Annotated in this window: 20 protein-coding genes; 17 read left to right on the forward strand and 3 right to left on the reverse strand. The window is 37.3% G+C overall.

Translation table 11 applies throughout. The features are described from left to right. Window positions 1-27: 27 nt before the first annotated feature. From ACPF63_RS00465 to ACPF63_RS00525, 13 genes are all read left to right on the forward strand, one after another. Window positions 28-2,625, forward strand: coding sequence for a T9SS type A sorting domain-containing protein (locus ACPF63_RS00465; protein WP_180564635.1), 2,598 nt, complete (start codon window positions 28-30; stop codon window positions 2,623-2,625). 442 nt (window positions 2,626-3,067) lie between these two features. Beyond that, window positions 3,068-6,889: a DNA-directed RNA polymerase subunit beta gene (gene rpoB, locus ACPF63_RS00470; protein ID WP_077418894.1), complete on the forward strand. Its 3,822-nt coding sequence runs from the start codon at window positions 3,068-3,070 to the stop codon at window positions 6,887-6,889. Between the two features lie 83 nt (window positions 6,890-6,972). Beyond that, window positions 6,973-11,238, forward strand: a complete 4,266-nt coding sequence (gene rpoC / locus ACPF63_RS00475) for a DNA-directed RNA polymerase subunit beta' (RefSeq protein ID WP_077418895.1) — start codon at window positions 6,973-6,975, stop codon at window positions 11,236-11,238. Between the two features lie 87 nt (window positions 11,239-11,325). Next, complete coding sequence (locus tag ACPF63_RS00480; protein ID WP_002976436.1) at window positions 11,326-11,631, forward strand: DUF3467 domain-containing protein; 306 nt, start codon at window positions 11,326-11,328, stop codon at window positions 11,629-11,631. A 185-nt stretch (window positions 11,632-11,816) separates the two neighbouring features. Next, window positions 11,817-12,467, forward strand: coding sequence for a Crp/Fnr family transcriptional regulator (locus tag ACPF63_RS00485; protein ID WP_426481614.1), 651 nt, complete (start codon window positions 11,817-11,819; stop codon window positions 12,465-12,467). Between the two features lie 125 nt (window positions 12,468-12,592). Continuing rightward, a complete protein-coding gene (locus ACPF63_RS00490; RefSeq protein ID WP_426481615.1) occupies window positions 12,593-13,435 on the forward strand; it encodes a DUF5777 family beta-barrel protein in 843 nt (280 codons plus the stop codon). 1 nt (window position 13,436) lies between these two features. Then, window positions 13,437-13,784, forward strand: coding sequence for a hypothetical protein (locus ACPF63_RS00495; RefSeq protein ID WP_426481616.1), 348 nt, complete (start codon window positions 13,437-13,439; stop codon window positions 13,782-13,784). A gap of 10 nt (window positions 13,785-13,794) precedes the next feature. Then, entirely contained in the window at window positions 13,795-14,340 is a 546-nt protein-coding gene (locus ACPF63_RS00500; RefSeq protein ID WP_047388481.1) for a YceI family protein, read from the forward strand. Continuing rightward, window positions 14,337-14,861 (forward strand): ankyrin repeat domain-containing protein, encoded by a 525-nt coding sequence (locus ACPF63_RS00505; RefSeq protein WP_426481617.1) that lies wholly within the window; start codon window positions 14,337-14,339, stop codon window positions 14,859-14,861. The genes ACPF63_RS00500 and ACPF63_RS00505 overlap by 4 nt, the downstream gene beginning before the upstream one ends. Before the next feature lies 1 nt (window position 14,862). Beyond that, window positions 14,863-15,624 carry a T9SS type A sorting domain-containing protein gene (locus tag ACPF63_RS00510; protein ID WP_426481618.1) on the forward strand — a complete coding sequence of 254 codons (762 nt, stop codon included), beginning with the start codon at window positions 14,863-14,865 and terminating at the stop codon, window positions 15,622-15,624. A gap of 122 nt (window positions 15,625-15,746) precedes the next feature. Continuing rightward, window positions 15,747-16,346, forward strand: a complete 600-nt coding sequence (locus ACPF63_RS00515) for a GrpB family protein (RefSeq protein WP_426481619.1) — start codon at window positions 15,747-15,749, stop codon at window positions 16,344-16,346. Between the two features lie 31 nt (window positions 16,347-16,377). Continuing rightward, window positions 16,378-17,223: a GNAT family N-acetyltransferase gene (locus ACPF63_RS00520; protein WP_426481620.1), complete on the forward strand. Its 846-nt coding sequence runs from the start codon at window positions 16,378-16,380 to the stop codon at window positions 17,221-17,223. A gap of 108 nt (window positions 17,224-17,331) precedes the next feature. Beyond that, complete coding sequence (locus tag ACPF63_RS00525; protein ID WP_426481621.1) at window positions 17,332-18,615, forward strand: ectonucleotide pyrophosphatase/phosphodiesterase; 1,284 nt, start codon at window positions 17,332-17,334, stop codon at window positions 18,613-18,615. An 84-nt stretch (window positions 18,616-18,699) separates the two neighbouring features. Here the strand turns inward: ACPF63_RS00525 and ACPF63_RS00530 are convergent, their stop codons facing one another. Continuing rightward, window positions 18,700-19,578: an NAD(P)H-binding protein gene (locus ACPF63_RS00530; protein ID WP_426481622.1), complete on the reverse strand. Its 879-nt coding sequence runs from the start codon at window positions 19,576-19,578 to the stop codon at window positions 18,700-18,702. Window positions 19,579-19,660: 82 nt separating this feature from the next. Between ACPF63_RS00530 and ACPF63_RS00535 the strand changes: the two genes are divergently transcribed. Next, on the forward strand, window positions 19,661-20,089 hold the full coding sequence (locus ACPF63_RS00535) for a winged helix-turn-helix transcriptional regulator (protein ID WP_077418905.1): 429 nt from the start codon (window positions 19,661-19,663) through the stop codon (window positions 20,087-20,089). A 55-nt stretch (window positions 20,090-20,144) separates the two neighbouring features. On the opposite strand, the gene ACPF63_RS00540 is transcribed toward ACPF63_RS00535, so the two are convergent. Then, the gene (locus ACPF63_RS00540) at window positions 20,145-21,197 is read right to left on the reverse strand and encodes an NAD(P)-dependent alcohol dehydrogenase (RefSeq protein ID WP_077418906.1); all 1,053 of its coding nucleotides are present in this window, start codon (window positions 21,195-21,197) and stop codon (window positions 20,145-20,147) included. 23 nt (window positions 21,198-21,220) lie between these two features. After that, window positions 21,221-21,625, reverse strand: coding sequence for a cupin domain-containing protein (locus ACPF63_RS00545; RefSeq protein WP_426481623.1), 405 nt, complete (start codon window positions 21,623-21,625; stop codon window positions 21,221-21,223). Window positions 21,626-21,756: 131 nt separating this feature from the next. Between ACPF63_RS00545 and ACPF63_RS00550 the strand changes: the two genes are divergently transcribed. The 3 genes from ACPF63_RS00550 to ACPF63_RS00560 all read left to right on the forward strand — a co-directional run bounded on the left by ACPF63_RS00550 (window position 21,757) and on the right by ACPF63_RS00560 (window position 24,544). Then, on the forward strand, window positions 21,757-22,659 hold the full coding sequence (locus ACPF63_RS00550) for a helix-turn-helix domain-containing protein (protein ID WP_077418908.1): 903 nt from the start codon (window positions 21,757-21,759) through the stop codon (window positions 22,657-22,659). A 132-nt stretch (window positions 22,660-22,791) separates the two neighbouring features. Then, window positions 22,792-24,129: a carboxylesterase family protein gene (locus ACPF63_RS00555; protein WP_426481624.1), complete on the forward strand. Its 1,338-nt coding sequence runs from the start codon at window positions 22,792-22,794 to the stop codon at window positions 24,127-24,129. 247 nt (window positions 24,130-24,376) lie between these two features. Continuing rightward, window positions 24,377-24,544, forward strand: coding sequence for a hypothetical protein (locus ACPF63_RS00560; RefSeq protein ID WP_426481625.1), 168 nt, complete (start codon window positions 24,377-24,379; stop codon window positions 24,542-24,544). Window positions 24,545-24,654: the final 110 nt, after the last annotated feature.

Consider the following 24,654-nt stretch of genomic DNA (forward strand, 5'->3'; position numbering starts at 1 on the left):
ATAAACACAAACCTTAAAAAATAAAAAATGACCAGAAAATTATTCGAAAAGTTAGCTGCGATGCTTATGACATTGATGATGTCAGCAGTAGTATTTGCGCAGCAGGGCTATGAACCGATCCGTGGGATGGGAGTGGAGGCAAAACCTGTCAACAATTCAGGGATCTGTCTAGCATGTTATAACGGAAGCATGAATCCGGTGGTAGATGCAAGTCTTGATAACAGCGTAAGCATGGGAAACTTTGCCTCTCTGTTAAGTGGAAACGGAATCTCTGTAAAGAATAAAAATACAACCTATCCTGCGGGATATATTACCGGATTCAATGTAGATCTTGGGACGAGTTTTATTACCATAGATCTTTTGAGTTCTTTGCGGATCAGTACTTATAAAAATGGTGTTCTTCAAGAAACTACTACCAGCAGTACTCTTTTATCTGTTCCTGCATTCGGAGGAAGTAAGAACAGGATATTCCTGCACTTTAAAACTTCAAAAGAATTTGATGAAGTAAGATTGTACCAAACCAATGTTCTTTCTGTATTCAGTGCTATGAATGTGTATTATGCATTTGCATTTGATCCGGCAAAAGTACCTACAGATAATAATGGTATTTGTGATGATATTATTGCAGGAAGCGGTGTTGACGGAAATGTATCCGGAAGCAGCAGTTTCTTGGCTCCGCTTTCCTATGTTCAGAATAAAGAAAGAATTGGAGATGGGAATAAAAATTCTTATGGATCAATAGTTCTTCCGATCGGATTGCTTGGATCTTATTCAGTTGGAGTTCTTGATAAAAATCAGGTGTATCCTGCAGGCAACAGAACAGGTTTTGTTATAGAACCGGATGATCAGGGGAAACTGTTAAGTGCTGAGTTTTTAAAGAATATTACAATAGAAACTTATCTTTACGGCCAGCTTCAGGATTCAAAACAACTGTCTGACGGAGGAGGTCTGATTAATATTAAAGTATTAGGATTTGGTTCAGGAAAGCAAAAAGTTACATTAACGACTACTAAGCCTTTCAATGAAGTACGATTAAAAATTACCCAGACCGTAGGATTTAATTTAGGAGCTTTAAAAGTATACTATGCTTTTGAAGAGCCTGTTGCTTGTGAATGTGACGATAAAATTCAGACAAGTGGTTCTGCTGTTCCCGGAAATTTGGTAAACGGAACTACATGGACATCAGGTCCTGGATTCCTTGGTCTTATTTTAGCGAAGATGACCAATCCGGGAGCTATTGTGGATAATAATCCATCTAATTATGCAACGGCTACTGTTCCGGCGGCATCCTTTCTTAGTATTTTTTCAGCATTTGCAACGGTGAGCAGTAATACTGTGCTTCCTGTCAATACAATGGCTGGGTTTACCGTAGAAAAAGCAGGAAATCTTCTTGGAGTAAGTGTTCTGGAAAATATCACCGTGACATTATACAACGGAAATACCTTGACAGATACCTTTACAAGCTCAGGAAGTCTTATCAGTGGAAACTTCTTCACAACGAATTCAAATAAATTCTATGTTGGAGGAAAAGCTACAAAGCCTTTTAACCGCATTAAAATTACATTCAACAGCGGAACAGCAGTTCGTATTCCTCAGAATTATTATATCTATAATGCTTTTGCGAGCAGAGATGATGATAACGATGGTGTTCCAAACTGTTTTGATCAATGTCAGGGAGGAGATGATAATATAGATAACAACGGAAACGGAATTCCTGACTGTGCAGAAGGATGTACAGCCGTAAATGATAAATCTCCTGTATTGGATACAGACGGAGATGGTATTGTGGATGCTTGTGATCTGGATTCAGATAACGACGGTATTCTTGATGCTGTGGAAGATTTTGATAAAAATGGAAAATTCCAGGATGATGATAATGAAGGAGATATTCTGTTAACGCCGGTATTGGGAGATTCAGTTCCGAATTATCTGGACCTGGATTCTGATAACGATGGTATCTTAGATTTGTTTGAATCAGGAATTCCAACATCAGTAATCAATCAGATTGATGCAGATCACAACGGAGTTATCGATACTAATGTTCCGGTAGGTAAAAACGGTATCGCAGATATTCTGGAAACGTCACCTGACTCAGGAGTATTAAAATATGCAGTTAAAAACACAGATGGGGATGATAAGCCTGACTTCCTGGATATTACTTCCAATGGCTCAGATCCTGATCTTTATCAGATCGGAAAAGGTAATCTGGATACATTAGGAGGTGGATTTATCTCTACAATTAATGATAAAGATAAAGACGGTATTCAGGCTGTTGTAGATACTGATCTGGTGAAAAGAGGTTCTCCTGATTCTCCGCTTTCACCTTATGCTTCATTGTTGAAAACCGCTTCCAAAACTGCTGCGAAAATCACAGACGCGGAAATTACTGATGCTGCGAATGATGTGAAAGTATATCCAAACCCTGTAAAAGCTGGAGAAAATCTTAGAATTACCTCTGCAGAAGAAGGAGTGTATACACTGTTCTCAGCACAGGGACAGGTAATTAAAACAGATAAGTTTAATGCCAATACCGGTATTGATACATCTTCACTTCCTACAGGAGTTTATATCATTAAGATAGAAACCAAATCAAAAATAAAATCTTATAAGGTTATTGTGAAATAGTCATAAGATTAGCTTGTGTTGTGGAGGGGTTGCTCATATTTGAGCAGCCTCTCTTGTTTTTTAAGAGTCTCAAAATGAGATGATTTATTTGTTATTGTGGATAAGTTTTTGTATCTTCGCACCTCTTTTGGCGCGAAAAATTGTTTGTAAATTTATAAAATACTGAAAATTAGCTCTTTCATTGTGAAAACGTGAGAGGGATTTCGTATATATAGATATTGCGGTAATGCTGCCTCAAAAGTAATAAAAATATTTTGCATTACACTGTGAAAAGATATACCAGTGTTGCAGTTAGAAAGAGCCAAGTGCATTGTTAAAAGAGTCCTAAGGTCTTCTGTGAGCGCCAAAAACACTTTTACCTTTTACTTTTACCTTGTTTCTTGTTCTTTTCTGATATTTTTTAATGAATCAAAATATTTTTTAACCCTTTCTTAAAAGTTTTATGAGTAAAACAAAATCAACAACTCAAGGGAATCCGAGAATTAATTTCTCATCAGCGAAAGGAAAAATTATCACTCCAGACTTTTTGGATATCCAAATTGAGTCTTTCAGAGAATTTTTCCAGCTTGATACACTTCCTGAAGCCAGAAAGACAGAAGCTCTTTACAAGACTTTCCAAGAGAATTTCCCAATTACGGATTCAAGAAACCAATTCGTATTAGAATTCTTAGACTATCTGGTAGATTCTCCACGTTATTCAATTGATGAGTGTGTGGAAAGAGGACTTACTTATTCAGTTCCTCTAAAAGCTAGACTTAAACTGTATTGTACTGACCCGGAACACGAAGATTTCCAAACAGTGGTTCAGGACGTATATTTAGGTCCGGTTCCTTATATGACGCCAAGTGGTTCTTTCATCATCAACGGTGCTGAGAGAGTTATTGTTACGCAGCTTCACCGTTCACCTGGTGTATTCTTCGGACAGACTTACCACGCGAACGGGACCAAACTTTACTATTCAAGAATTATCCCTTTCAAAGGATCTTGGATGGAATTTACAACGGATATCAACAGCGTAATGTACGCGTATATCGACCGTAAGAAAAAATTACCATTAACAACTTTATTAAGAGCTATCGGATATGAATCTGATAAAGATATCCTTCAGATCTTCGACCTTGCGGAAGAAGTGAAAGTTTCTAAAGCTGCTCTTAAAAAAGTAGAAGGGAGAACATTGGCTGCGAGAGTATTGAACACTTGGTTCGAAGATTTCGTAGACGAAGATACAGGTGAAGTAGTTTCTATCGAAAGAAACGAAATCATCTTGGATAGAGAAACAATCCTTGAAAAAGAACATTTAGATCTTATCCTGGATGCTGGTGTGAAGTCAATCCTGATTCACAAAGAAAACAGCAACGAATTCTCTATCATCCAGAATACATTACAAAAAGACCCTACTAACTCTGAAAAAGAAGCGGTAGAGTATATTTATCGTCAGTTAAGAAATGCAGATCCACCAGATGAGGAAACGGCAAGAGGAATCATTGAAAAATTATTCTTCTCTGAGCAGAGATACTCTTTAGGTGAAGTAGGACGTTACAGACTAAACAAAAAGTTAAGCCTAAACATTCCAACTACAACTGAAGTTCTTACAAAAGAAGATATCATTGCCATTGTAAGACACTTAATTGAGTTAGTAAACTCAAAAACTGATGTTGATGATATTGACCACTTATCAAACAGAAGAATTAAAACTGTTGGTGAGCAATTAGCAGGACAGTTCGGGGTAGGTCTTTCAAGAATTGCAAGAACAATCAAGGAAAGAATGAACGTTAGAGATAACGAAATCTTTACTCCGCTTGACCTTGTAAATGCTAAGACATTAACATCTGTAATCAATTCATTCTTCGGTACCAACCAGCTTTCTCAGTTCATGGACCAAACCAACCCGTTATCAGAGATCACTCACAAGAGAAGATTATCTGCACTAGGGCCTGGTGGTTTATCAAGAGAAAGAGCAGGTTTCGAGGTTCGTGACGTTCACCATACTCACTACGGAAGAATTTGTCCGATTGAAACTCCGGAAGGACCAAACATCGGTTTGATTTCATCTCTAGGAATCTATGCGAAAATCAACAACCTTGGTTTCATCGAAACTCCATATAGAAAAGTAGAAAGTGGTAAGATTGATCTTAACGCTGACCCTATTTATTTAAATGCAGAAGATGAAGAAGATAAAGTAATTGCTCAGGCAAACGTTGAATTGAGTGATAACGGAGACTTCTTAACAGACAGAATTATTGCAAGATTGGATGGTGATTATCCGGTAGTGGAGCCTGCTCAGGTTAACCTTATCGATGTTGCACCAAACCAGATCTCAGGTATTTCCGCTTCATTGATTCCTTTCTTGGAGCATGATGATGCGAACCGTGCATTGATGGGATCTAACATGATGCGTCAGGCCGTTCCTCTATTGAAGCCACAGGCTCCAATCGTTGGTACAGGGCTTGAGCAGCAAGTTGCAAGAGATTCAAGAATCTTAATTAACGCTGAAGGTACAGGTACTGTAGAGTACGTAGATGCTGACAGAATCGTTATTAAATATGAAAGAAGCGAAGACGAAGATTTAGTACAATTCGAGTCTGCTACTAAAACATACAAACTTACTAAGTTCAGAAAAACCAACCAGAGTACAACAATTACCCTAAGACCAAACGTAAGAGTAGGTGATGTAGTGGAAAAAGGACAGGTACTTTGCGACGGTTATGCTACTGAAAAAGGAGAATTAGCTCTTGGTAGAAACTTAGTAGTAGCGTTCATGCCTTGGAAAGGGTACAACTTCGAGGATGCAATCGTAATCAACGAAAAAGTTGTACGTGAAGACTGGTTTACTTCAATCCACGTGGATGAGTATTCTCTTGAAGTTCGTGATACCAAATTAGGTATGGAAGAATTGACAGCAGATATTCCAAACGTATCTGAAGAAGCTACCAAAGATCTTGACGAGAACGGTATGATCAGAATTGGTGCTGAAGTGAAGCCTGGAGATATCATGATTGGTAAAATTACTCCAAAAGGTGAATCTGACCCGACTCCTGAAGAAAAACTTCTTAGAGCAATCTTCGGTGATAAAGCTGGTGATGTAAAAGATGCATCATTAAAAGCAGACTCTTCATTAAGAGGAGTTGTTATCAACAAGAAGTTGTTCTCTAGAAACATTAAAGACAAAAAGAAAAGAACTGAAGAAAAACTTAGACTTGAAGAAATTGAAAACACTTACAAGGCTAAATTTGATGAGTTGAGAAATACTTTAATTGAAAAATTAAATACACTGGTAAGCGGTAAAACTTCTCAAGGGGTACAAAATGACCTTGACGAAGAAATCATCGGTAAAGGTGTGAAATTTACTCACAAGTTATTAACTTCAGTTGAAGATTATGTAAACGTTAGTGGTGCAGACTGGACAGTAGACGCTGACAAGAATGAATTGATCAAACAATTAATTCACAATTACAAAATCAAATATAACGACATTCAAGGAGTTAAAAACCGTGAGAAATTTGCAATTTCAATCGGAGATGAGCTTCCAGCAGGAATCATGAAGTTGGCTAAAGTTTACATCGCTAAGAAACGTAAACTGAATGTAGGAGATAAGATGGCGGGACGTCACGGTAACAAAGGTATCGTTTCAAGAATCGTTCGTGAAGAAGACATGCCGTTCTTAGAGGATGGAACACCAGTAGATATCGTATTGAATCCACTAGGGGTACCTTCTCGTATGAACATCGGTCAGATCTATGAAACAGTTCTTGGATGGGCTGGTCAGAAGCTGGGAATGAAGTTCGCTACACCAATCTTTGACGGAGCAACTCTTGATCAGATTACTGAATATACAGAGAAAGCAGGTCTTCCTACATTCGGTCACACTCACCTTTATGATGGTGGTACCGGAGAAAGATTTACTCAGGCTGCGACAGTAGGTATCATTTACATGTTGAAACTAGGACACATGGTTGATGATAAGATGCACGCACGTTCTATTGGACCTTACTCATTGATTACTCAGCAGCCGTTAGGAGGTAAAGCTCAGTTCGGGGGTCAGAGATTCGGAGAGATGGAGGTTTGGGCACTTGAAGCATTCGGTGCATCCAATATCTTGAGAGAAATCTTGACTGTGAAGTCGGATGACGTGATTGGTAGAGCAAAAACTTATGAAGCAATTGCAAAAGGTGAATCTATGCCTGAACCAGGTATTCCGGAATCATTCAATGTATTACTTCACGAGTTACAAGGACTTGGACTTGATGTAAGACTTGAGGAATAATTTTAAATTTTGCCTATTGAATTTTGAACCCGTTCAGAATTCTATAATCCAAAATTTATAATCCAAAATCTAAAATCTAAAAAATGTCAAATAAAAATAAAACAAGTAGATTTAATAAAATAACCATCGGCTTAGCTTCACCGGAGTCTATTTTACAAGACTCAAGAGGGGAGGTTTTAAAACCGGAAACTATTAACTACAGAACTCACAAACCTGAAAGAGACGGATTATTCTGTGAGAAAATCTTTGGTCCTGTAAAAGATTACGAATGTGCTTGTGGTAAATACAAGAGAATTCGTTACAAAGGGATCGTTTGTGACCGTTGTGGTGTTGAAGTTACTGAGAAAAAAGTAAGAAGAGAAAGAATCGGTCATATCGGTTTGGTTGTTCCTATTGCTCATATCTGGTACTTCCGTTCATTGCCAAACAAAATCGGATACCTTTTAGGAATCCCTTCTAAGAAATTAGATATGATCATCTACTACGAAAGATATGTAGTGATTCAGCAGGGTATTGCTAAAAAATTAGATGGTTCTGATTTTGAAAATATGGAATTCCTTACAGAAGAAGAATACCTTGATATCATGGAAACTCTTCCTGTAGAAAACCAGTATCTTGATGATTCTGATCCAAACAAATTCATCGCCAGAATGGGTGCTGAAGCTGTGGAAGATCTATTAAAAAGAATCGATCTTGATGCATTGTCTTTCGACTTGAGACATAAAGCTCACAACGAAGGTTCAAAACAAAGAAGAACAGAAGCTCTTAAAAGATTGAACGTTGTAGAAGCATTGAGAGGTGCTAATACAAGAATGATCAACAGACCAGAGTGGATGATCATGCGTGTACTTCCTGTTATCCCACCAGAATTAAGACCATTAGTTCCATTGGATGGAGGACGTTTCGCAACTTCTGACTTGAATGACCTTTATAGAAGAGTAATTATCAGAAATAACCGTTTGAAGAGATTATTGGAGATCAAAGCTCCTGAAGTAATCTTGAGAAACGAGAAGCGTATGCTTCAGGAATCAGTAGATTCATTATTCGATAACACAAGAAAATCTTCTGCAGTAAAATCTGAATCAAACAGACCATTGAAATCACTTTCTGATTCATTGAAAGGTAAGCAAGGTCGTTTCCGTCAGAACTTACTAGGGAAAAGGGTAGACTACTCTGCGCGTTCGGTAATTGTTGTAGGTCCAAACTTGCAGCTTCACGAATGTGGTATTCCTAAAGATATGGCAGCTGAACTTTACAAACCGTTTATCATTAGAAAACTAATTGAAAGAGGAATTGTAAAAACTGTAAAATCTGCAAAGAGAATTATTGATAGAAAAGAACCCGTAGTTTATGATATCCTTGAAAACGTGATGAAAGGTCACCCTGTTCTATTGAACAGAGCACCTACGCTTCACAGACTGGGTATTCAGGCTTTCCAACCTAAGATGATCGAAGGTAAGGCAATCCAGCTACACCCGTTGGTAACAACAGCATTCAACGCCGATTTCGATGGTGACCAGATGGCGGTACACTTACCGTTAGGACCAGAGGCAATCCTTGAAGCTCAGCTATTGATGCTAGGTTCTCAAAACATTTTGAACCCTGCAAACGGTTCTCCAATTACAGTACCTTCTCAGGACATGGTTCTTGGTCTTTATTTCATGACTAAAGAATTGAGCTCTACAGAAGATATGAAAGTAAAAGGTGAAGGTCTTGCATTCTATTCTCCTGAGGAAGCAGAAATTGCTTATGCTGAAGGTAGAGTTTCTTTAAATGCTAAGGTAAGATGTAGACTACCTGTTAAAGAAGATGGAGTAATAGTAACAAGATTGATCGAAACTTCTGTTGGTAGAATTTTATTCAACCAGATTGTACCTAAGCAGTCAGGATATATCAATGAACTTCTTACTAAGAAATCATTGAGAAACGTTATCGGTAAGATCCTTGCTGATACAGATTTCCCTACAACTGTGAAGTTCCTTGATGCAATGAAAGACTTAGGGTATTCAAATGCATTTAAAGGAGGTCTTTCATTCTCACTTGGGGATATTGTAGTTCCTGTTGAGAAAAAGCAGATGATTGCTTCTTCAATTGAAACTGTAGACGAAATTAGAGCTAACTATAACATGGGTCTAATTACCGATACAGAACGTTATAACCAGGTAATCGACGTTTGGACAAATACCAACGCCGGATTAACTGAAATGATCATGAGCAGAATGAAAACTGACCAAGGTGGTTTCAACTCTGTATATATGATGCTTGACTCTGGAGCGAGGGGTTCTAAAGAACAGATCCGTCAGTTATCAGGGATGAGAGGTTTGATGGCTAAACCGCAAAAAGCCGGTTCTACCGGAGCGGAGATCATCGAAAACCCGATCCTTGCCAACTTTAAGGAAGGTCTTTCGATTCTAGAGTACTTTATCTCTACCCACGGTGCTCGTAAGGGTCTTGCGGATACCGCTCTTAAGACAGCCGATGCTGGTTACTTAACGAGAAGATTGGTAGACGTTGCACAGGACGTTATCGTTACAGAAGACGACTGTGGAACTCTAAGAGGTACAGAAGTTACTGCACTTAAGAAAAATGACGAGATCGTTGAAAGAATCTCTGAAAGAATCTTAGGTAGAGTATCGCTGCATAATATTTACGATCCTGAAACTGACGAGCTTATTGCAAGCGCAGATCAGGTGATCATTGAAGCATTGGCGAAAAGAATCGAAGAAGCTGGATTAGAATCAGTTGAGGTTCGTTCACCATTAACTTGTGAAGCTAAGAAAGGGATCTGTGCTAAATGTTACGGTAGAAACTTAGCAACAGGTAAAGTGATCCATATGGGTGAAGCGGTAGGTGTAATTGCAGCACAGTCAATTGGGGAACCAGGTACTCAGCTTACGTTGAGAACCTTCCACCAAGGGGGTACTGCAGGAAACGTATCAGAAAACCCATCTATCGTTGCAAGAAGAGATGGTATCGTTGAAATGGATGAAGTAAGAACTATTACTTCTGAAGATGAAAACGGTAATACAGCTGAGGTTGTAGTTTCCCGTTCAACAGAATTCAGATTAGTTGCTGATAATGAGCTTAGAACTCCATTAATGGTAGCTAACGTACCTTACGGATCTATATTAGCTGTAAAACCAGGTGATAAAGTGAAGAAAGGGGATACAATCTGTAGATGGGATCCATATAACGCAGTAATTATTGCTGAAACTTCAGGTAAGGTAGAATACGAGGATATCATCCAGGGTATTTCATTCCAACTTGAAATTGACGAACAAACAGGATTCGAAGAGAAAGTAATCTCTGAATCTAGAAATAAGAAAGCCGTACCTACCTTGAAGGTGGTAGACTCTAAAGGTATTGAGCAGAAAGCTTACAACTTACCGGTAGGAGCCCACTTAATGGTAAACGATGGTGAAAAAATTAAGGCTGGTAAAGTCTTAATCAAAATCCCAAGAAAATCTGCAAAAGCAGGGGATATCACCGGAGGTCTTCCGAGAGTTACAGAATTATTCGAAGCTAGAAACCCTTCAAATCCAGCGGTTGTTACTGAAATCGACGGGGTAGTTTCTTACGGAAAAATTAAGAGAGGTAACCGTGAACTTATTGTTGAAGCTAAAACTGGAGAAAGAAAAATTTACCTGGTAAAACTTTCCAACCAGATTCTTGTTCAGGAGAATGACTTCGTAAGAGCAGGTTCTCCGCTTTCTGACGGTTCTATCACACCGGAAGATATCTTAAGAATTAAAGGCCCAACAGCAGTTCAGGAATACTTAGTAAATGAGATCCAGGAAGTTTACCGTCTACAGGGGGTAAAAATCGACGACAAGCACTTCGAAATTATCGTAAGACAGATGATGACGAAAGTATCTATCGTAGATGGAGGTGATACTCAATTCCTTGAAGGAGCTCTTGAGCACAAGTATGATTTCTTGGAAGAAAACAACAGAGTATTCGGTCTTAAAGTAGTAGTAGAAGCTGGTGATTCTAAAGAATTCATGCCAGGTCAGATGATTACTGCAAGAGAATTAAGAGATGAAAACTCTAAGTTGAAACGTGAAGATTTAAGTCTTGTAGAAGTAAGAGAAGCTCTTCCTGCTACAGCAACTCCTGTATTACAAGGTATTACAAGAGCGGCCCTTCAGACTAAGTCATTCATGTCTGCAGCATCGTTCCAGGAAACAACTAAAGTTCTTAACGAAGCAGCTGTTGCTGGTAAAGTAGACGAACTTAACGGTCTTAAAGAAAATGTAATTGTAGGTCACAGAATCCCTGCAGGTACAGGTCTTAAAGAGTATCAGAACGTTATTGTAGGTTCTAAGAAAGAATTCGAAGACCTTAACTAAAATTAATGATTTGAAATTTGGGATTTGAAATTATTTTTATATTTTCACAATCTCAAATTTCGAATTTTAAAAACATAATTTATAACAATGGACAACAATCAAAATCCACAAGACGGAAACATCAACATCGAATTAAACGAAATGGTAGCTGCTGGTATCTATGCTAACCTAGCTTTAGTAAACCACTCTCCATCTGAATTTGTAGTAGACTTTATTCAGTTGATGCCAGGTGTTCAGCAAGCTAAAGTAAGATCAAGAGTTATTCTTGCTCCACTTCACGCTAAAAGAGTATTAAACGCTCTTCAACAGAACATCGCTAACTACGAGCAGCAGTTCGGAGAAATCAAAGAAGTTGAGCCTTTCGTATTAGGAGGAAACAACGTTCAAGCGTAAGATTTCTTTTTACAATAAAATAAGATGCCCTGGTTTTTACCGGGGCATTTTTTTGACCTAAATTCTCATGTACAAAGGAATATTGAACCCATGTGATTGTTAATTTTATTTAATAACATAAAAATATATAATAACCATTCATCAATTTTATATCTTTGTTTAAGAAAAAGTAGAAAATATAGGATATGATTGATAAAGAGTTCGCTGTAAGTAAATTTGGCTTTTTAGGGGCTGATTTTTTAGCTGAGCTGGAAAAGCATGCTGTTGCAATTGATATAAAAGCAAAAACTGAAATCATAAGAGAAGGGCAGAAAAATAAATTTGTCCCTTTCCTGATAAAAGGCTCTATCAAGGTTTTTACCCTTAATGACGGAAGAGAACTTATCTACTATTATATTAAGCCCAAAGATAGCTGTCTTATGACCTTCTCATCCATTCTTACAGACTATGTCAGCAGAGTGTATGCTATTGCCGAGGAAGACTCGGAAGCTATTCTTATTCCCGTTTCCGTAATGCACGACTGGCTGATAAAATTCCCGGAAATCAACAAACTGTTTTATCATGAATATGACCGTAGATTTTCAGAAGTGATGAATATGGTGAATGATGCGGTGTTCCACAGACTGGATAAAAGAGTCCTGAATTACATCAAACAGCAGATTTCATCCACAGGAAACAACCCAATTAAGATAACCCATCGCGAAATTGCAAGCAGTTTGGGAACCTCCAGGGAAGTTGTAAGCAGAGTTTTGAAAAAAATTGAAAGTGAAGGGGAAATTGTTCAGACCAAAGAAGGAATGAAAGTTCCTGTGAATGAAAATGTTAGAATGATCTAATTTTAATTGTTTGAAAAGTTTATTTCTATCATTGATAAAAACAATTTGAATGGTGACTTTTATCACCTGTTTTTGAATTGAGAACTCGATAAGTTTGTTATATCATAATTTAATTCAAATTGTATATGACGAAAACTCTCTTATTTTTGTCAGTATTTTCTTCAGGTCTTGTCTTTGCACAGGAAGATCTGCTGAAGGATATTGACACGGTGAAAACCAATTCAGAAACCTCACAACCCGCCTTCAAAGCCCTTCAGATTGTTACGGGGCAATCTACAAAACTCGCCGCCAAAAAAGAATGGTACATTATCGTTGCCCACAGATTTGGAGATATAAGCGCAGGATTCAAAGACTTTTTCGGTCTGGATCATGCCTCAACCAAATTAGGCGTTATCTATGGTATTTCAGATGCTGTTTCCGTAAGCCTTTCCAGAGAAACGAATATGAAAACGTTTGAAGGAGCAGTAAAATACAGGCTGGTAAGACAAAATGAAAACTTTCCGGTGGATATTGTGGGCTACAATGTAATGGGTGCCAATACTGAACTTGATAAAGATAATTATCCACATCTTAAATTCAGTGACAGGCTTTCTTATCTTACGCAGGCATTGATCTCAAGAAGGTTCAATGATAAGCTTTCCTTGCAGCTTACACCTTCCTTTGTTCATAAAAACCTTTACGAACCCACTATTGAAAACAAAAATCAGTTTTTAGCAGGTTTGGGAGGACGCTATAAAATTTCAAAAAGAGTTTCTGTGAATGCAGAATACTTTGTGAATTTCGACGATCACAGTTTTTATAAAAACCCATTATCATTAGGGGTAGATGTAGAAACCGGAGGACATGTGTTCCAGCTTTTATTAACGAACTCCCAGATAAATTCAGATATCGGATATCTTACCAATGCCACTGGAGCATGGGGAAAGGGACATATTTTCTTTGGGTTTAATCTTTATAGAGTTTTTTAATATGAAAAAGCTAACATCCTTATTGATACTGTCGTCAGCAATCATACTGACGGCTTGTGACAGCAGAACTTATGAAGAGATTTCTGATAATACACCTATCACTGCACCGGTAAAATATATGGCAGATGTAAAACCCATTGTGGATAATAATTGCATTGGCTGTCATTCTGCCAGCGGCTATAAACCTCTCGTTACTTATGATCAGGTAAAAAATAATATAGACGGAATTCTGGATCGTATTCAAAGACCTAATGGTGATCCCGGTAAAATGCCTCAGGGAGGATCGTTGTCTGCAGCTCAGATCAATATTTTCATAAAGTGGAAAGCTGACGGGTTAAATGAAAACTAAAAAAATTGATATGAAAAAATTAGCATTATTAAGCGTATTACTGCTTTCTGCCGGTTACGCTTCAGCACAGAAATACAGTTCTAAGACAGGAAAAGTAACTTTTGAAGCTTCAGTACCTCTGTTTGATGATATTTTTGCACAGGATGACAATAATATTGTGATTCTGAACGCAGACAACGGCGAAATGGCATCCGTTTCTACCGTTAAAAACTTTCATTTTAAAACCAAATTAATGGAAGAACATTTCAATGAAAGCTATGCTGAATCTGCAAAATATCCGAAAACAACCTTTAAAGGGAAAATTGTCAACTTTGATAAAACAAAACTTACGGCCAGTCCACAGAAATATACCGTTCAGGGAACACTTAACTTTCACGGGGTAGACAAAGCGGTTGCTTCTTCTGCCACACTATATGCAAAAGACGGTAAAATCTATATGCAGGGCGGTTTTATAGCCAAACCTGCAGATTACAAAGTGACCATCCCTAAAATGGTTACCAAGAAAGTGGCAGAAAATGTCAACATCGAATACAACTACGTAATGGTAAAACAATGAGAAATGTCATCTTAATTTTAGGACTATTTCTGAGCTCATTGATATCTGCTCAGGAAAAAGCAAAATCAATATTTGATATTGCCAGAAGCGGAACAGTTCCTGAAGTACAGGAGCTGATGAAACAAAATCCGGATATTATTAATCAGGTGAACGAAAACGGATTCTCTCCCCTTATTTTAGCTTGTTACAGAGGGAATACAGATGTGGCAGATTTTCTGATTGACAATGTAAAAGATGTTAACTACAAAAGCCGTGAAGGAACAGCATTAGCAGGTCTAGCTATAAAATATAATAAAGATCTGGTAGAACATTTGTTAAAGAAAAAGGCAGATCCGAATATCGCAGATACCACAGGATATACTCCTTTATTCTGGGCAGTAAAATCAGGAAATAAAGAACTGATAGAACAGCTGCTGAAATACAAAGCAGATAAAACAAAGAAAGATTCAATGGGAATGACTCCTTTTGAATATGCATTGCAAACCAATAACAAGGAAATTATTAATCTTTTAAAAAATTGATATGAAAAAAACTCTACTAGCGCTTAGCGTATTTATGGCCAATTTTGCATTGGCGCAGTTTTCATCCGGAACGGTAAGTTTACCAAATACAGCCATGACGGTGAAATTAGATACAACTCCAACAGGAGTAACAATTACAGTGACAGGTGACAGTAATTCTATGCTAGGAATTGGCTTTGGTGGCAATGGCGTAGATATGGGAGGAATGTCGGCAGGATCAGACGGATTTATATATAACTCTTCTACGAATAGAGATTATTCATTCACAGGCCCTATGATTCCTCCTACCGTTGATCCTTCACAGGACTGGACAGAAACTTCCAACACCGTTTCAGGGTCTACAAGAACTGTCGTTGCAACCAGAAGTCTTTCCGGAGGAGCAGGCGACCTTGCCATTGCCAATGCTGCAGGAACAATCAACATTTTCTATGCAAGAAAAACAGGTACAGGGATAGGTTACCATGATGCAGGAAGAGGATATGCAACTTTAACGATGACAGCAGCTACTTTGTCTACCAATGAAATTGCAGCCAATAGCAAGAAGGTAAATCTATATCCTAATCCAGCAAAATCAACAGTTAATTTCAAAAACTTTGATAAAATAAAATCCATTGATATCTACGAAGCAACAGGCCGAAAAGTACGATCAGTAAAACCGGATGGAGAAAGTATCAGTGTTGAAAACCTAAGATCAGGAAGCTATTATCTTGAAATTCAGCTGAAAGATGGATCTACATCTTATGAAAAGCTGATTAAAGAGTAATTTTCAGAAAAAACACACCCAAATAATTAGTAATGAATACCTCTGATTTTTCAGAGGTATCATTTTTTGTTAAGTATTCATTCTAGGGAGTTTGCTGAGAAAATTTTTATATTTGTATACCTATGAAAGTTACCTTTGAAAAATATAATCCTTTCTGGAAAAAGCAGTTTGAAACCATTAAAAATGAACTTGAGAACTATATCGGTTTTTTGAATCCGGAAATTGAACATATTGGCAGCACATCTGTGGAAGGTTTATCTGCAAAACCTGTTATTGATATTATGATTGGGGTAAAGGATGAAAAAGAACTTGATAAAGTTCCATCTTTACTGCAAGGCAAAGATTATGTCTATTATGAAAAGTATAATGAAGATATGCCGTACCGCCGTTTCTTTATTAAACTTACAGATCATGCCGGTGCATTAGGATTTCCTGATGTTATTTATTCAAATGATGAAATTCCTGAGAGAATTCACAATCATCATCTCCGCATTGCTCACATTCACGTTATTCCGACTTCTTCAGAGCACTGGCTTCGTCATTTGGCTTTCAGAGATTATCTTCGTACTCATCCGGAGGTAAAGGAAGAATATCAAAAACTGAAAGAGGAATTGAGTAAAAAAGAATGGTTTGACGGTAATGATTATAATCAGGAAAAAGACCCGTTTATAAAAAGAGAAGAGCGTAATGCCATTCAATGGTACTTGAACCAACAGAAATAAAGTGTAATAACTATATAAATTTAAAATACCAATGGAGTTCAAAACCTTAGCAAATACAAGTATAGATGAAATTTTATCAGTGTTCAACCATTCGTTTTCAGATTATGTTATCCCTTTTCACTTAACGAAAGAGGTTCTTATCTCAAAAATTGCAGCTGAAAAATTAGATATGAATATCTCTGTCGGAGCTTTTGAGGAAGGACGATTGGTAAGCTTTATTCTTCAGTCTGAAAAAGTGGAAAATGGGGAGAAAATTATTTACAATGGTGGAACAGGAGTAGTTCCTGAAAGCAGAGGTAAAGGATTGGTAAGAAAAATGTACGATTTTATTATTCCTGTTTTAAAAGAGAGAAATGCCAATACATTGCTGCTTGAAGTTATTGAAGGAAATCAGCCTGCCATCAGGGCATATGAAAATCTAGGTTTTACGATTGTAAGAAGATTACTTTGTTTTAACGGAAGTATTCAACAGGGAAAAGGAAATGCTGAGGTTTCTATTAGGGATTTGAATGACTTTCAATGGAAACTGCTATGTTCTTTCTGGGATATTGAACCTTCATGGCAGGGATCGGTGTTCGTATTGGAACCGATGCCTGAAAACTATGTGACTTTAGGTGCTTATATGAAAGATAAACTTGTTGGGTATATTGTTTATAGTCCTGCAGCGAAAAAAATATACCAGTTTGCTGTAGATAAGAATTACAGAAATCGTGGAATTGGAACAAAGCTTTTTAATGCTATTAAAGAAAAAAACGGAGGACAAACCATTGCCTTGAATAATGTAGATGATTCTTCAGAAAACACCAGTCAATTTCTTAGTGAAAGAGTAGGACTGAACAATTGGCTGTCACAGTTTGAAATGAAAAGACCTGTTTAATGAGTTTTAATTTTGATTCAAAAAAATAATCTGTTTTAATATACTTTTAATCTCTTAAACTTTTCAGGCAGAAGTATAGGATGTAACTTTGAGGAAAATTTTAAAATAATGAAGCGAGGAATCTATTTTTTACTGCTGCTAATTTCCTTTACGGCTTTTGCACAACAGGTCAATATTGATACAGCCCAGGTGGTGATCCCGGGTAGACAAAACAGTATAGAAGCACAGTCTAAACCCTATGTGATTATGATATCTACAGATGGTTTCCGTTATGACTATGCTCAGAAGTATAATGCGGAGAATCTTTTGAAACTGGCCAATGGCGGTGTGAAGGCTGAAGCAATGATTCCAAGTTATCCAAGTATTACTTTCCCAAATCACTGGAGTCTAATTACCGGACTTTATCCTTCTCATCATGGTTTGATCGATAATTTTTTCTATGATTATAAAAGAAAAGAAGGGTATGCCATGAGCAACAAAAAAAATGCTGAAGATGGCAGCTGGTATGGAGGAACCCCAATTTGGGGACTCGCTGAAAAGCAGGGAATGGTATCTGCTTCTTTAATGTGGGTAGGATCTGCCAGTGATGCAGGAGGAATGAGACCTTCTTATTATTATCCTTATCATGAAAAATTCACACCTTCCGAAAAAGCAGAAAAAGTGGTGAACTGGCTGAAATTACCGGAAGAGAAAAGACCTCATTTTATTTCATTATACTTCCCGGAAGTAGACGGAAGCGGACATCATCATGGACCGGATTCCAAAGAAACAGAAATTGCTGTTCATCTGATAGACCAGGCGATTGGTAACCTTGTTCAGAAAGTAAATGGATTAGGATTAAAAAATGTCAACTTTATTTTTGTTTCCGACCATGGTATGATCAAAGTAGACGGAGGCACACCTTTGGAAATTCCGGCTGTGCTTTTTGATAAAAACAGATTTGATTTTTACAATTCCCAGACTTTGGTAAGAGTTTACGTTAAAAATCCAGATGAGGTAAAAGCAGTTTATAAAGAACTGAAAGCTAATAAAACAGACGATTACGAAGTATATCTGGATAAAAAATTTCCTAAATACCTTCACTTTGCAACAAGAGATGATCAATATCACAGGATAGGACAAATTCTTCTGATTCCTAAAGCACCAAAAATATTCCTGGAAAAAGGGAAGAAAACATCTGTTGGTAAGCATGGCTACAACCCTAAAGTTGTTCCGGAAATGAAAGCGACTTTCTTTGCCTGGGGCCCTGAATTTAAAAACAATCTGGTCATCAATGAATTTGCCAACATTAATGTTTATCCTTTGGTTGCTGAAGTTTTAGGATTAAAAATTGATCAGCCTATTGATGGAAAACTGAAAGTTTTAAAACAAACACTAAAAGAGCAAAAATAATCTGAAGATTAAAAAATAAAGATTTAAACAGGTTTCGGCGCACCTTTGGTGCGCCGAAACTTATTTTACAGATTAACGTGGAAATTAAAACTTAGAAGAAAACTCTTTAGCAAAATCCTCTAGCTTAACATTTCCTGTAACTGGAGAGCCATGATCAATAAAATCCTTCTGAACAACACCTGTTCTTATTCCTCTACCCATTTCAACATACAGATGAGCCATATCTTCAGGTAATCCGGCTTGAAGCATTCCGTTTAAAGAATCTTCATCAGAGAATTCTACCCATGGAAGTTCAGGCTTGTTAACAGAAGCTCCTAAAACTTTCGCAAAATCCGAAGCTGTTCTTACATCGCTTACAATATATCTGATGTTGTTGGTATTTCCATCTTTTACCAGTTCTTCAGCTGCTGCTTTGGCAATATCATTGGGATGTACTACAGGTACTTCAATAGTTGCAGGATAATTACCACCAATGATTCCGGCATTTTGAATTAAAGGAATATCATTGAAAAAATTATTATAGAAATATCCGGCTCTTAAAAAAGTGAAAGAAGTATTTTCTACGCCGTTATATATTTTTTCAATATGGTGAAGACCTGCGATAGGACCGTTTTCTACAGGAGATTCTGCGCCTACACTGCTTAGCATTACAGCTCTTTTTACGTTGGCATTTTTTAAAGCTTCAGCATAATTTTTTCCTGCATTAGTAGTGTTTTCCACAATCTTATCCGGACTGATAGCCGGAGGTGTCATTACAAAAACAGCATCTGCACCTTCAAATGTTTGAGTTAAAAAATTAACATCTGTAATAGAACCTATGGCTGGCGTGGCTCCCAGAGATTCAATATCCTGTTTTCTTGCATCGTTGCTGCTTACTACTGTAATAGTATGCCCTTCGGCAATTAATTGTTGCGCTAATGGTTTAGCTACATTTCCTAATGATCCTGTGATTACGATTTTCATATGTAAATATTTTTTTATTTCTGAGAACAAAGTTATATTTGTACTTACTTTTATACAAGTACTTACCCTAAAGTATGTAGATATGACCGCAATCAAAGAAAGTTCAACCATTCAGGAAAACAGAAAGACAGTGCAGGATTGCCCTGTAATGTATGTGATGGAAAGGATTGGAGGATTCTGGAAACCCATTATCCTGTTTAACCTTTCCACAGGAGAAAAAAGATACAGCGAATTGAAAAAAGCAATTCCTGCCGTAACGGAAAAAATGCTCATTCAACATCTGAAGCAATTAGAAATAGATGGATTGATTATCAGAACTGCAAAACCCGTAATACCGCCTCATGTGACTTATAAACTGAGTGAAGCCGGTAATGAGCTGGCTCCTGTTATTGATGCCATGGCAGCATGGGCTTTTCAGGATATGGAAAGAAATGATATCAAATGCACTGAAGGAAATAAATATATTGTGAATCAGGATCAGAATGCTTTTAGCCAAAATCTTAAAAAATAAAAAAACAGGCGCTTCAATCCGAAGCACCTGTTTTTGTTAATATTCTTCAAAAGAATTATAAAGACTGCATATCAATGACGAAACGGTATCTTACGTCGCTTTTCAACATTCTTTCATAAGCTTCGTTGATGTCCTGCATTTTGATCATTTCAATTTCTGAAACAATATTGTGTTCTCCACAGAAATCCAATAATTCCTGAGTTTCAGCAATACCACCAATTACTGAACCTGCTACAGATTTTCTTCCCAAAATCATAGGAACAGTGTTCAAAATAGGTTCCAGACCTCCCAGATATCCCACAAGAACATGAGTTCCATTGATGTTTAAAGTTGCCACATATGGATTTACATCATGTACATACGGAACGGTATCAATGATCACATCAAATTTTCCTTTTACAGCATCCATTTGTGCTTCATCAGTAGAGATGACAACATGATCCGCACCTAATTGTTTTGCATCGTCTGTTTTTCCGGGAGTTCTTGAGAATAAAGTAACTTCAGCTCCCAATCCTTTTGCCAGCTTAATCGCCATGTGGCCTAAACCACCCAGTCCTACAACAGCTACTTTAGAACCAGGACCTACATTCCAGTGTTTTAAAGGTGACCAGGTTGTAATACCTGCGCAAAGAAGTGGTGCTACTGCTGCAAGATCAAGATTTTCAGGCACTTTTAAAACGTGGTGGGAATCCACAACTACTTTTTGAGAATATCCTCCAAAAGTATGACCTCCCAAATGTTTATCTTTTCCATTGTAAGTTCCTGTGAAGCCATTTAAGCAATACTGCTCAAGATCATGCTGGCAGCTGTCGCAATGTCCGCACGAATCTACGATACATCCAACCCCTGCAAGGTCACCAACTTTAAATTTGGAAACATCGCTTCCTACTTTAGTAATTCTTCCTACAATTTCATGTCCGGGAACTACAGGATACAAAGATCCGCCCCAGTCATTTCTTGCTGTATGAAGATCAGAGTGGCATACCCCGCAGTATAGGATTTCAATTTCTACATCCTTTGAGGTTACTTCTCTTCTTTCAATATTCATTTCTTTCAGATCTGCTGTGGTAGACTCTGCACCGTAAGCTTTTACTGTGATTGTACTCATTTTTATATTTAGTTTATTTAGGTTTATAAATTGTTATATTCTTCATCCGTTACAGGCTGCAGCCATTCTACAACCCCGTTTTGAGTGTTGGGATTGATCGCGATATGGGTAAATTCACTGTCCGGGTCGGCACCATGCCAATGGATGATACCGGGAAGAATATTGACGATATCTCCCGGGCTCAAAATCTGTACAGGTTTATCTTTTTCCTGATAGTATCCTGTTCCTGAAGTTACAATTAAAATCTGTCCGCCGCCATGAGAATGCCAGTTATTTCTGCATCCTGGTTCAAAAATGACATTTCCTATCTGGCAGTTCAGGTTGTCTTCATTGGGTTTCAGGATGTGAACCCACGCCGTTCCTCCGGAGAAATAATCTGCAGGAGCTTTTTCCCCTTTTGGAAAGGTGGTTGTATTAAAAGTTTGCATAACGATACAAAAGTCGAAACTTTCCGGTAAACCACACTTATACAGATTACCGAATTACTTACCAATTTTACAGACCCTATTTCAGTTACATCAGAAAGTGGTAATTTTGAATAGTAATAAAAATATACTTCATGGAAAATCAGGAGGTTGAAATCTATAATAGTGTTTCGGAATACAATAAAATGGCCAATCATGAAACTCTGCATCCGCTGGTAAGTGTGATCGATTTTTCTAAATCTGATCCTATCTGCCAGCATAAAAGAAAATTTGGGTTTTATACCGTTTTTCTGAAAGATGTAATGTGTGGAGACATGCAGTATGGAAAACACAGCTACGATTATCAGGAAGGAACATTGGTGTTCATTGCCCCCGGACAGACCTATGGAATTTATAACAAAGATAAATATGTTCAGCCCGCAGGTTCCGCATTAATTTTCCATCCCGATTTGATAAAAGGAACAAACTTAGGTAAGAACATTAAAGAGTATTCCTTTTTCTCATATGATGTACACGAAGCCTTACATCTCTCTGAAAAAGAGCGGGAAATCATATTGGAATGCTTTAAAAATATTAAACTGGAATTGGAGCAGGCTATCGATAAACACAGCAAATCTTTAATTGTAAATAATATTGAGCTGTTTCTGAATTACTGTATGCGTTTTTATGACCGTCAGTTTATTACAAGAGATCATATCAATCAGGGAGTGATCGGCAAATTTGAAAATCTGGTAGATGATTATTTAAAATCTGAAAACCCTAAAAATATCGGTTTCCCAATGGTGAATTACTTTGCGGAAAAACTGAATTTATCTGCTAATTATTTCGGAGACCTGATTAAAAAAGAGCTTGGAATTTCCGCTCAGGAATTTATCCACAACAAACTTATTGATATTGCCAAAGAACAGATTATGGATCAGGCAAAAACAATCAGTGAGATTTCCTATGATCTAGGATTCAAATATCCACAGCATTTTACAAGACTCTTCAAAGCAAAAGTGGGTATTTCTCCAAGTGAATACAAAATCCTGAACTAAGATCTTTTAACACGAATAACAGTCACTGTTTCACAAATGCCATAATAAGGATAGTGGAAATCTGTGCTTTCATTTGTGCAATTTGTGTTTAAATAATTAAATTTAAAGAGAAAAGTTTTCACCATTGTAAAGATGACACCAAATCAACAAGAAATCTTTATTTTTGATACCCGTTTCGGGAGAATTATAGCATTGAAAGAAGAAGGAATTATCAGGGCTAAAAGTATCCGCTATGCCCATTCTGAAAGATTTCAAAAACCTGTTGCTGCAGAATCTTCATCATCAAATATTGTTGCTCCTGAAAAAACTCCGGTGTGCCCTCAAACTTTAAGTCCGCTTGTGGAAAAAATGATTGGAGCTACTCCTGTTGACAGTTTTGAAGCTGATGAATTTACACAGTATCTTTCAATTACCCGTCCTGAAACAGTTTCTGAAAATGAAAAACTTCCTGTTATAGTTTGGATTCATGGAGGATCTCATGAAATAGGCTGTGGTGATCTTGCCACTTCAGATCCCTCCGAATGGGTGAAAGAACAGCATGTCATCGTTGTTGCTGTTTCGTATCGATTGGGATTATTTGGCTTTTTGGGCGGAGATGAAACCAGGCCTGCTAATCTTGGACTCCTGGATATGATTGAAGCATTAAAGTGGATAAAAACCCATATTGCAGATTTCAGTGGAGATGAAAATAATATTACCCTTCTCGGACAGTCTTCAGGAGGTGATGCGATTGCTCATTTAATGATTTCTGAAGGAGTGGAAGATTTATTTCAGCGTGTTATTATCCAGAGTGCGCCTTTGGGGTTACGCCATCAAAGACAGAAAATGGCCGCAGAATTTCTGAAAAAAACAGAAGCATTGAAAGATGAAACTGACGTGTTAAAAATGATGGATGAATACGGAAAATTTTTACCATCCATCATCAAATACGGTCTGAAAGCTGCGATGCCTTTTGGTACTCAATACGGATGTTTTCCTTTATGTAAAGAAGAAGAATCAGTGGGAATGTGGAAAAAGAATGCTATGAAATATGATGTGCTGATTGGTCTGAATAATAATGAAACTGCATTTTATCTCAAAACTTCTGAAGCTTTAAATAAATATTTTGGAACAGGGTTGGGATTAAAAATCATGGATAAAACTGTTGAGAAAACTACAGAATTTATCTATGGAAATCCAGCGAGGCGGTTTGCTGAAAACTTGGCTGATGCTGGCGGAAATGTTTATCTGTTCAGAATTTATTCAACATTAAAAGACAATCATATCGGAGCTTCCCACTGTATTGATCTTCCTTTGATCTTTGGTAACGAATCTGCGTGGAAATCTTCTGAAATGTTGAAAGATATCCCCTGGAGCCGTATTCATGAGAACGGTAAGAAACTGCGGGCTCTCTGGGCAGAATTTGCCAGAACCGGAAAAATTGCTGATACATCCGAAAAACCGGAAATCCTGGAAATCCGTAAGATGTAATTATATTTTTTCCATTGAAAAATCCTTTATATTAATACATATCCGAACTGAAGACGTAAAGATTACCTTTTTAAAGGATGACAAAAAATCAATGAATTTTTGACGGATTATTTAGCTCTATTTTTACTATTATATTATGATGTTATTATGGGTTATATATACTAAATCAAGTAGTTAGTGTTAAATATTGATTCGTAATTATAATTTTTAATGTATATTTAATTAGTAAACCATAAAAATAATAATTATGAAAGCAAACAAAGATTTCAAAGTGAAAAACCTTAAACGTGAGGAGCTGAAAAGTATAAAGGCTGGAGATCTGAATTGGGGTAAAGTATGCTGTACTTCCACCGAAGACGGGCAATGTTGTGAATGGGCTACAGATATTTGGAATTGCCGATACATCTATTGCTAATCTGCAGATCCTCATAAACTGAAAGAGGCTTTCTAATGAGCGAAGCCCCCTTGTCAAGGTTTTAAACCTTGACAAGGGGGCTTATTCAGAATGACACTTTTGAGACAACT

Source organism: Chryseobacterium sp. R2ACT005, assembly GCF_049949215.1.
In the GTDB taxonomy this organism is placed as follows: Bacteria; Bacteroidota; Bacteroidia; order Flavobacteriales; family Weeksellaceae; genus Chryseobacterium.

Coding starts and splice junctions, on each gene's coding strand:
- ACPF63_RS00485 (WP_426481614.1), top strand. CDS start 11,817: ATGATTGATAAAGAGTTCGCTGTAAGTAAATTTGGCTTTTTAGGGGCT.
- ACPF63_RS00490 (WP_426481615.1), top strand. CDS start 12,593: ATGACGAAAACTCTCTTATTTTTGTCAGTATTTTCTTCAGGTCTTGTC.
- rpoC (WP_077418895.1), top strand. CDS start 6,973: ATGTCAAATAAAAATAAAACAAGTAGATTTAATAAAATAACCATCGGC.
- ACPF63_RS00560 (WP_426481625.1), top strand. CDS start 24,377: ATGAAAGCAAACAAAGATTTCAAAGTGAAAAACCTTAAACGTGAGGAG.
- ACPF63_RS00495 (WP_426481616.1), top strand. CDS start 13,437: ATGAAAAAGCTAACATCCTTATTGATACTGTCGTCAGCAATCATACTG.
- ACPF63_RS00465 (WP_180564635.1), top strand. CDS start 28: ATGACCAGAAAATTATTCGAAAAGTTAGCTGCGATGCTTATGACATTG.
- ACPF63_RS00515 (WP_426481619.1), top strand. CDS start 15,747: ATGAAAGTTACCTTTGAAAAATATAATCCTTTCTGGAAAAAGCAGTTT.
- ACPF63_RS00545 (WP_426481623.1), bottom strand. CDS start 21,625: ATGCAAACTTTTAATACAACCACCTTTCCAAAAGGGGAAAAAGCTCCT.
- ACPF63_RS00500 (WP_047388481.1), top strand. CDS start 13,795: ATGAAAAAATTAGCATTATTAAGCGTATTACTGCTTTCTGCCGGTTAC.
- ACPF63_RS00555 (WP_426481624.1), top strand. CDS start 22,792: ATGACACCAAATCAACAAGAAATCTTTATTTTTGATACCCGTTTCGGG.
- ACPF63_RS00510 (WP_426481618.1), top strand. CDS start 14,863: ATGAAAAAAACTCTACTAGCGCTTAGCGTATTTATGGCCAATTTTGCA.
- rpoB (WP_077418894.1), top strand. CDS start 3,068: ATGAGTAAAACAAAATCAACAACTCAAGGGAATCCGAGAATTAATTTC.
- ACPF63_RS00535 (WP_077418905.1), top strand. CDS start 19,661: ATGACCGCAATCAAAGAAAGTTCAACCATTCAGGAAAACAGAAAGACA.
- ACPF63_RS00520 (WP_426481620.1), top strand. CDS start 16,378: ATGGAGTTCAAAACCTTAGCAAATACAAGTATAGATGAAATTTTATCA.
- ACPF63_RS00525 (WP_426481621.1), top strand. CDS start 17,332: ATGAAGCGAGGAATCTATTTTTTACTGCTGCTAATTTCCTTTACGGCT.
- ACPF63_RS00550 (WP_077418908.1), top strand. CDS start 21,757: ATGGAAAATCAGGAGGTTGAAATCTATAATAGTGTTTCGGAATACAAT.
- ACPF63_RS00530 (WP_426481622.1), bottom strand. CDS start 19,578: ATGAAAATCGTAATCACAGGATCATTAGGAAATGTAGCTAAACCATTA.
- ACPF63_RS00505 (WP_426481617.1), top strand. CDS start 14,337: ATGAGAAATGTCATCTTAATTTTAGGACTATTTCTGAGCTCATTGATA.
- ACPF63_RS00480 (WP_002976436.1), top strand. CDS start 11,326: ATGGACAACAATCAAAATCCACAAGACGGAAACATCAACATCGAATTA.
- ACPF63_RS00540 (WP_077418906.1), bottom strand. CDS start 21,197: ATGAGTACAATCACAGTAAAAGCTTACGGTGCAGAGTCTACCACAGCA.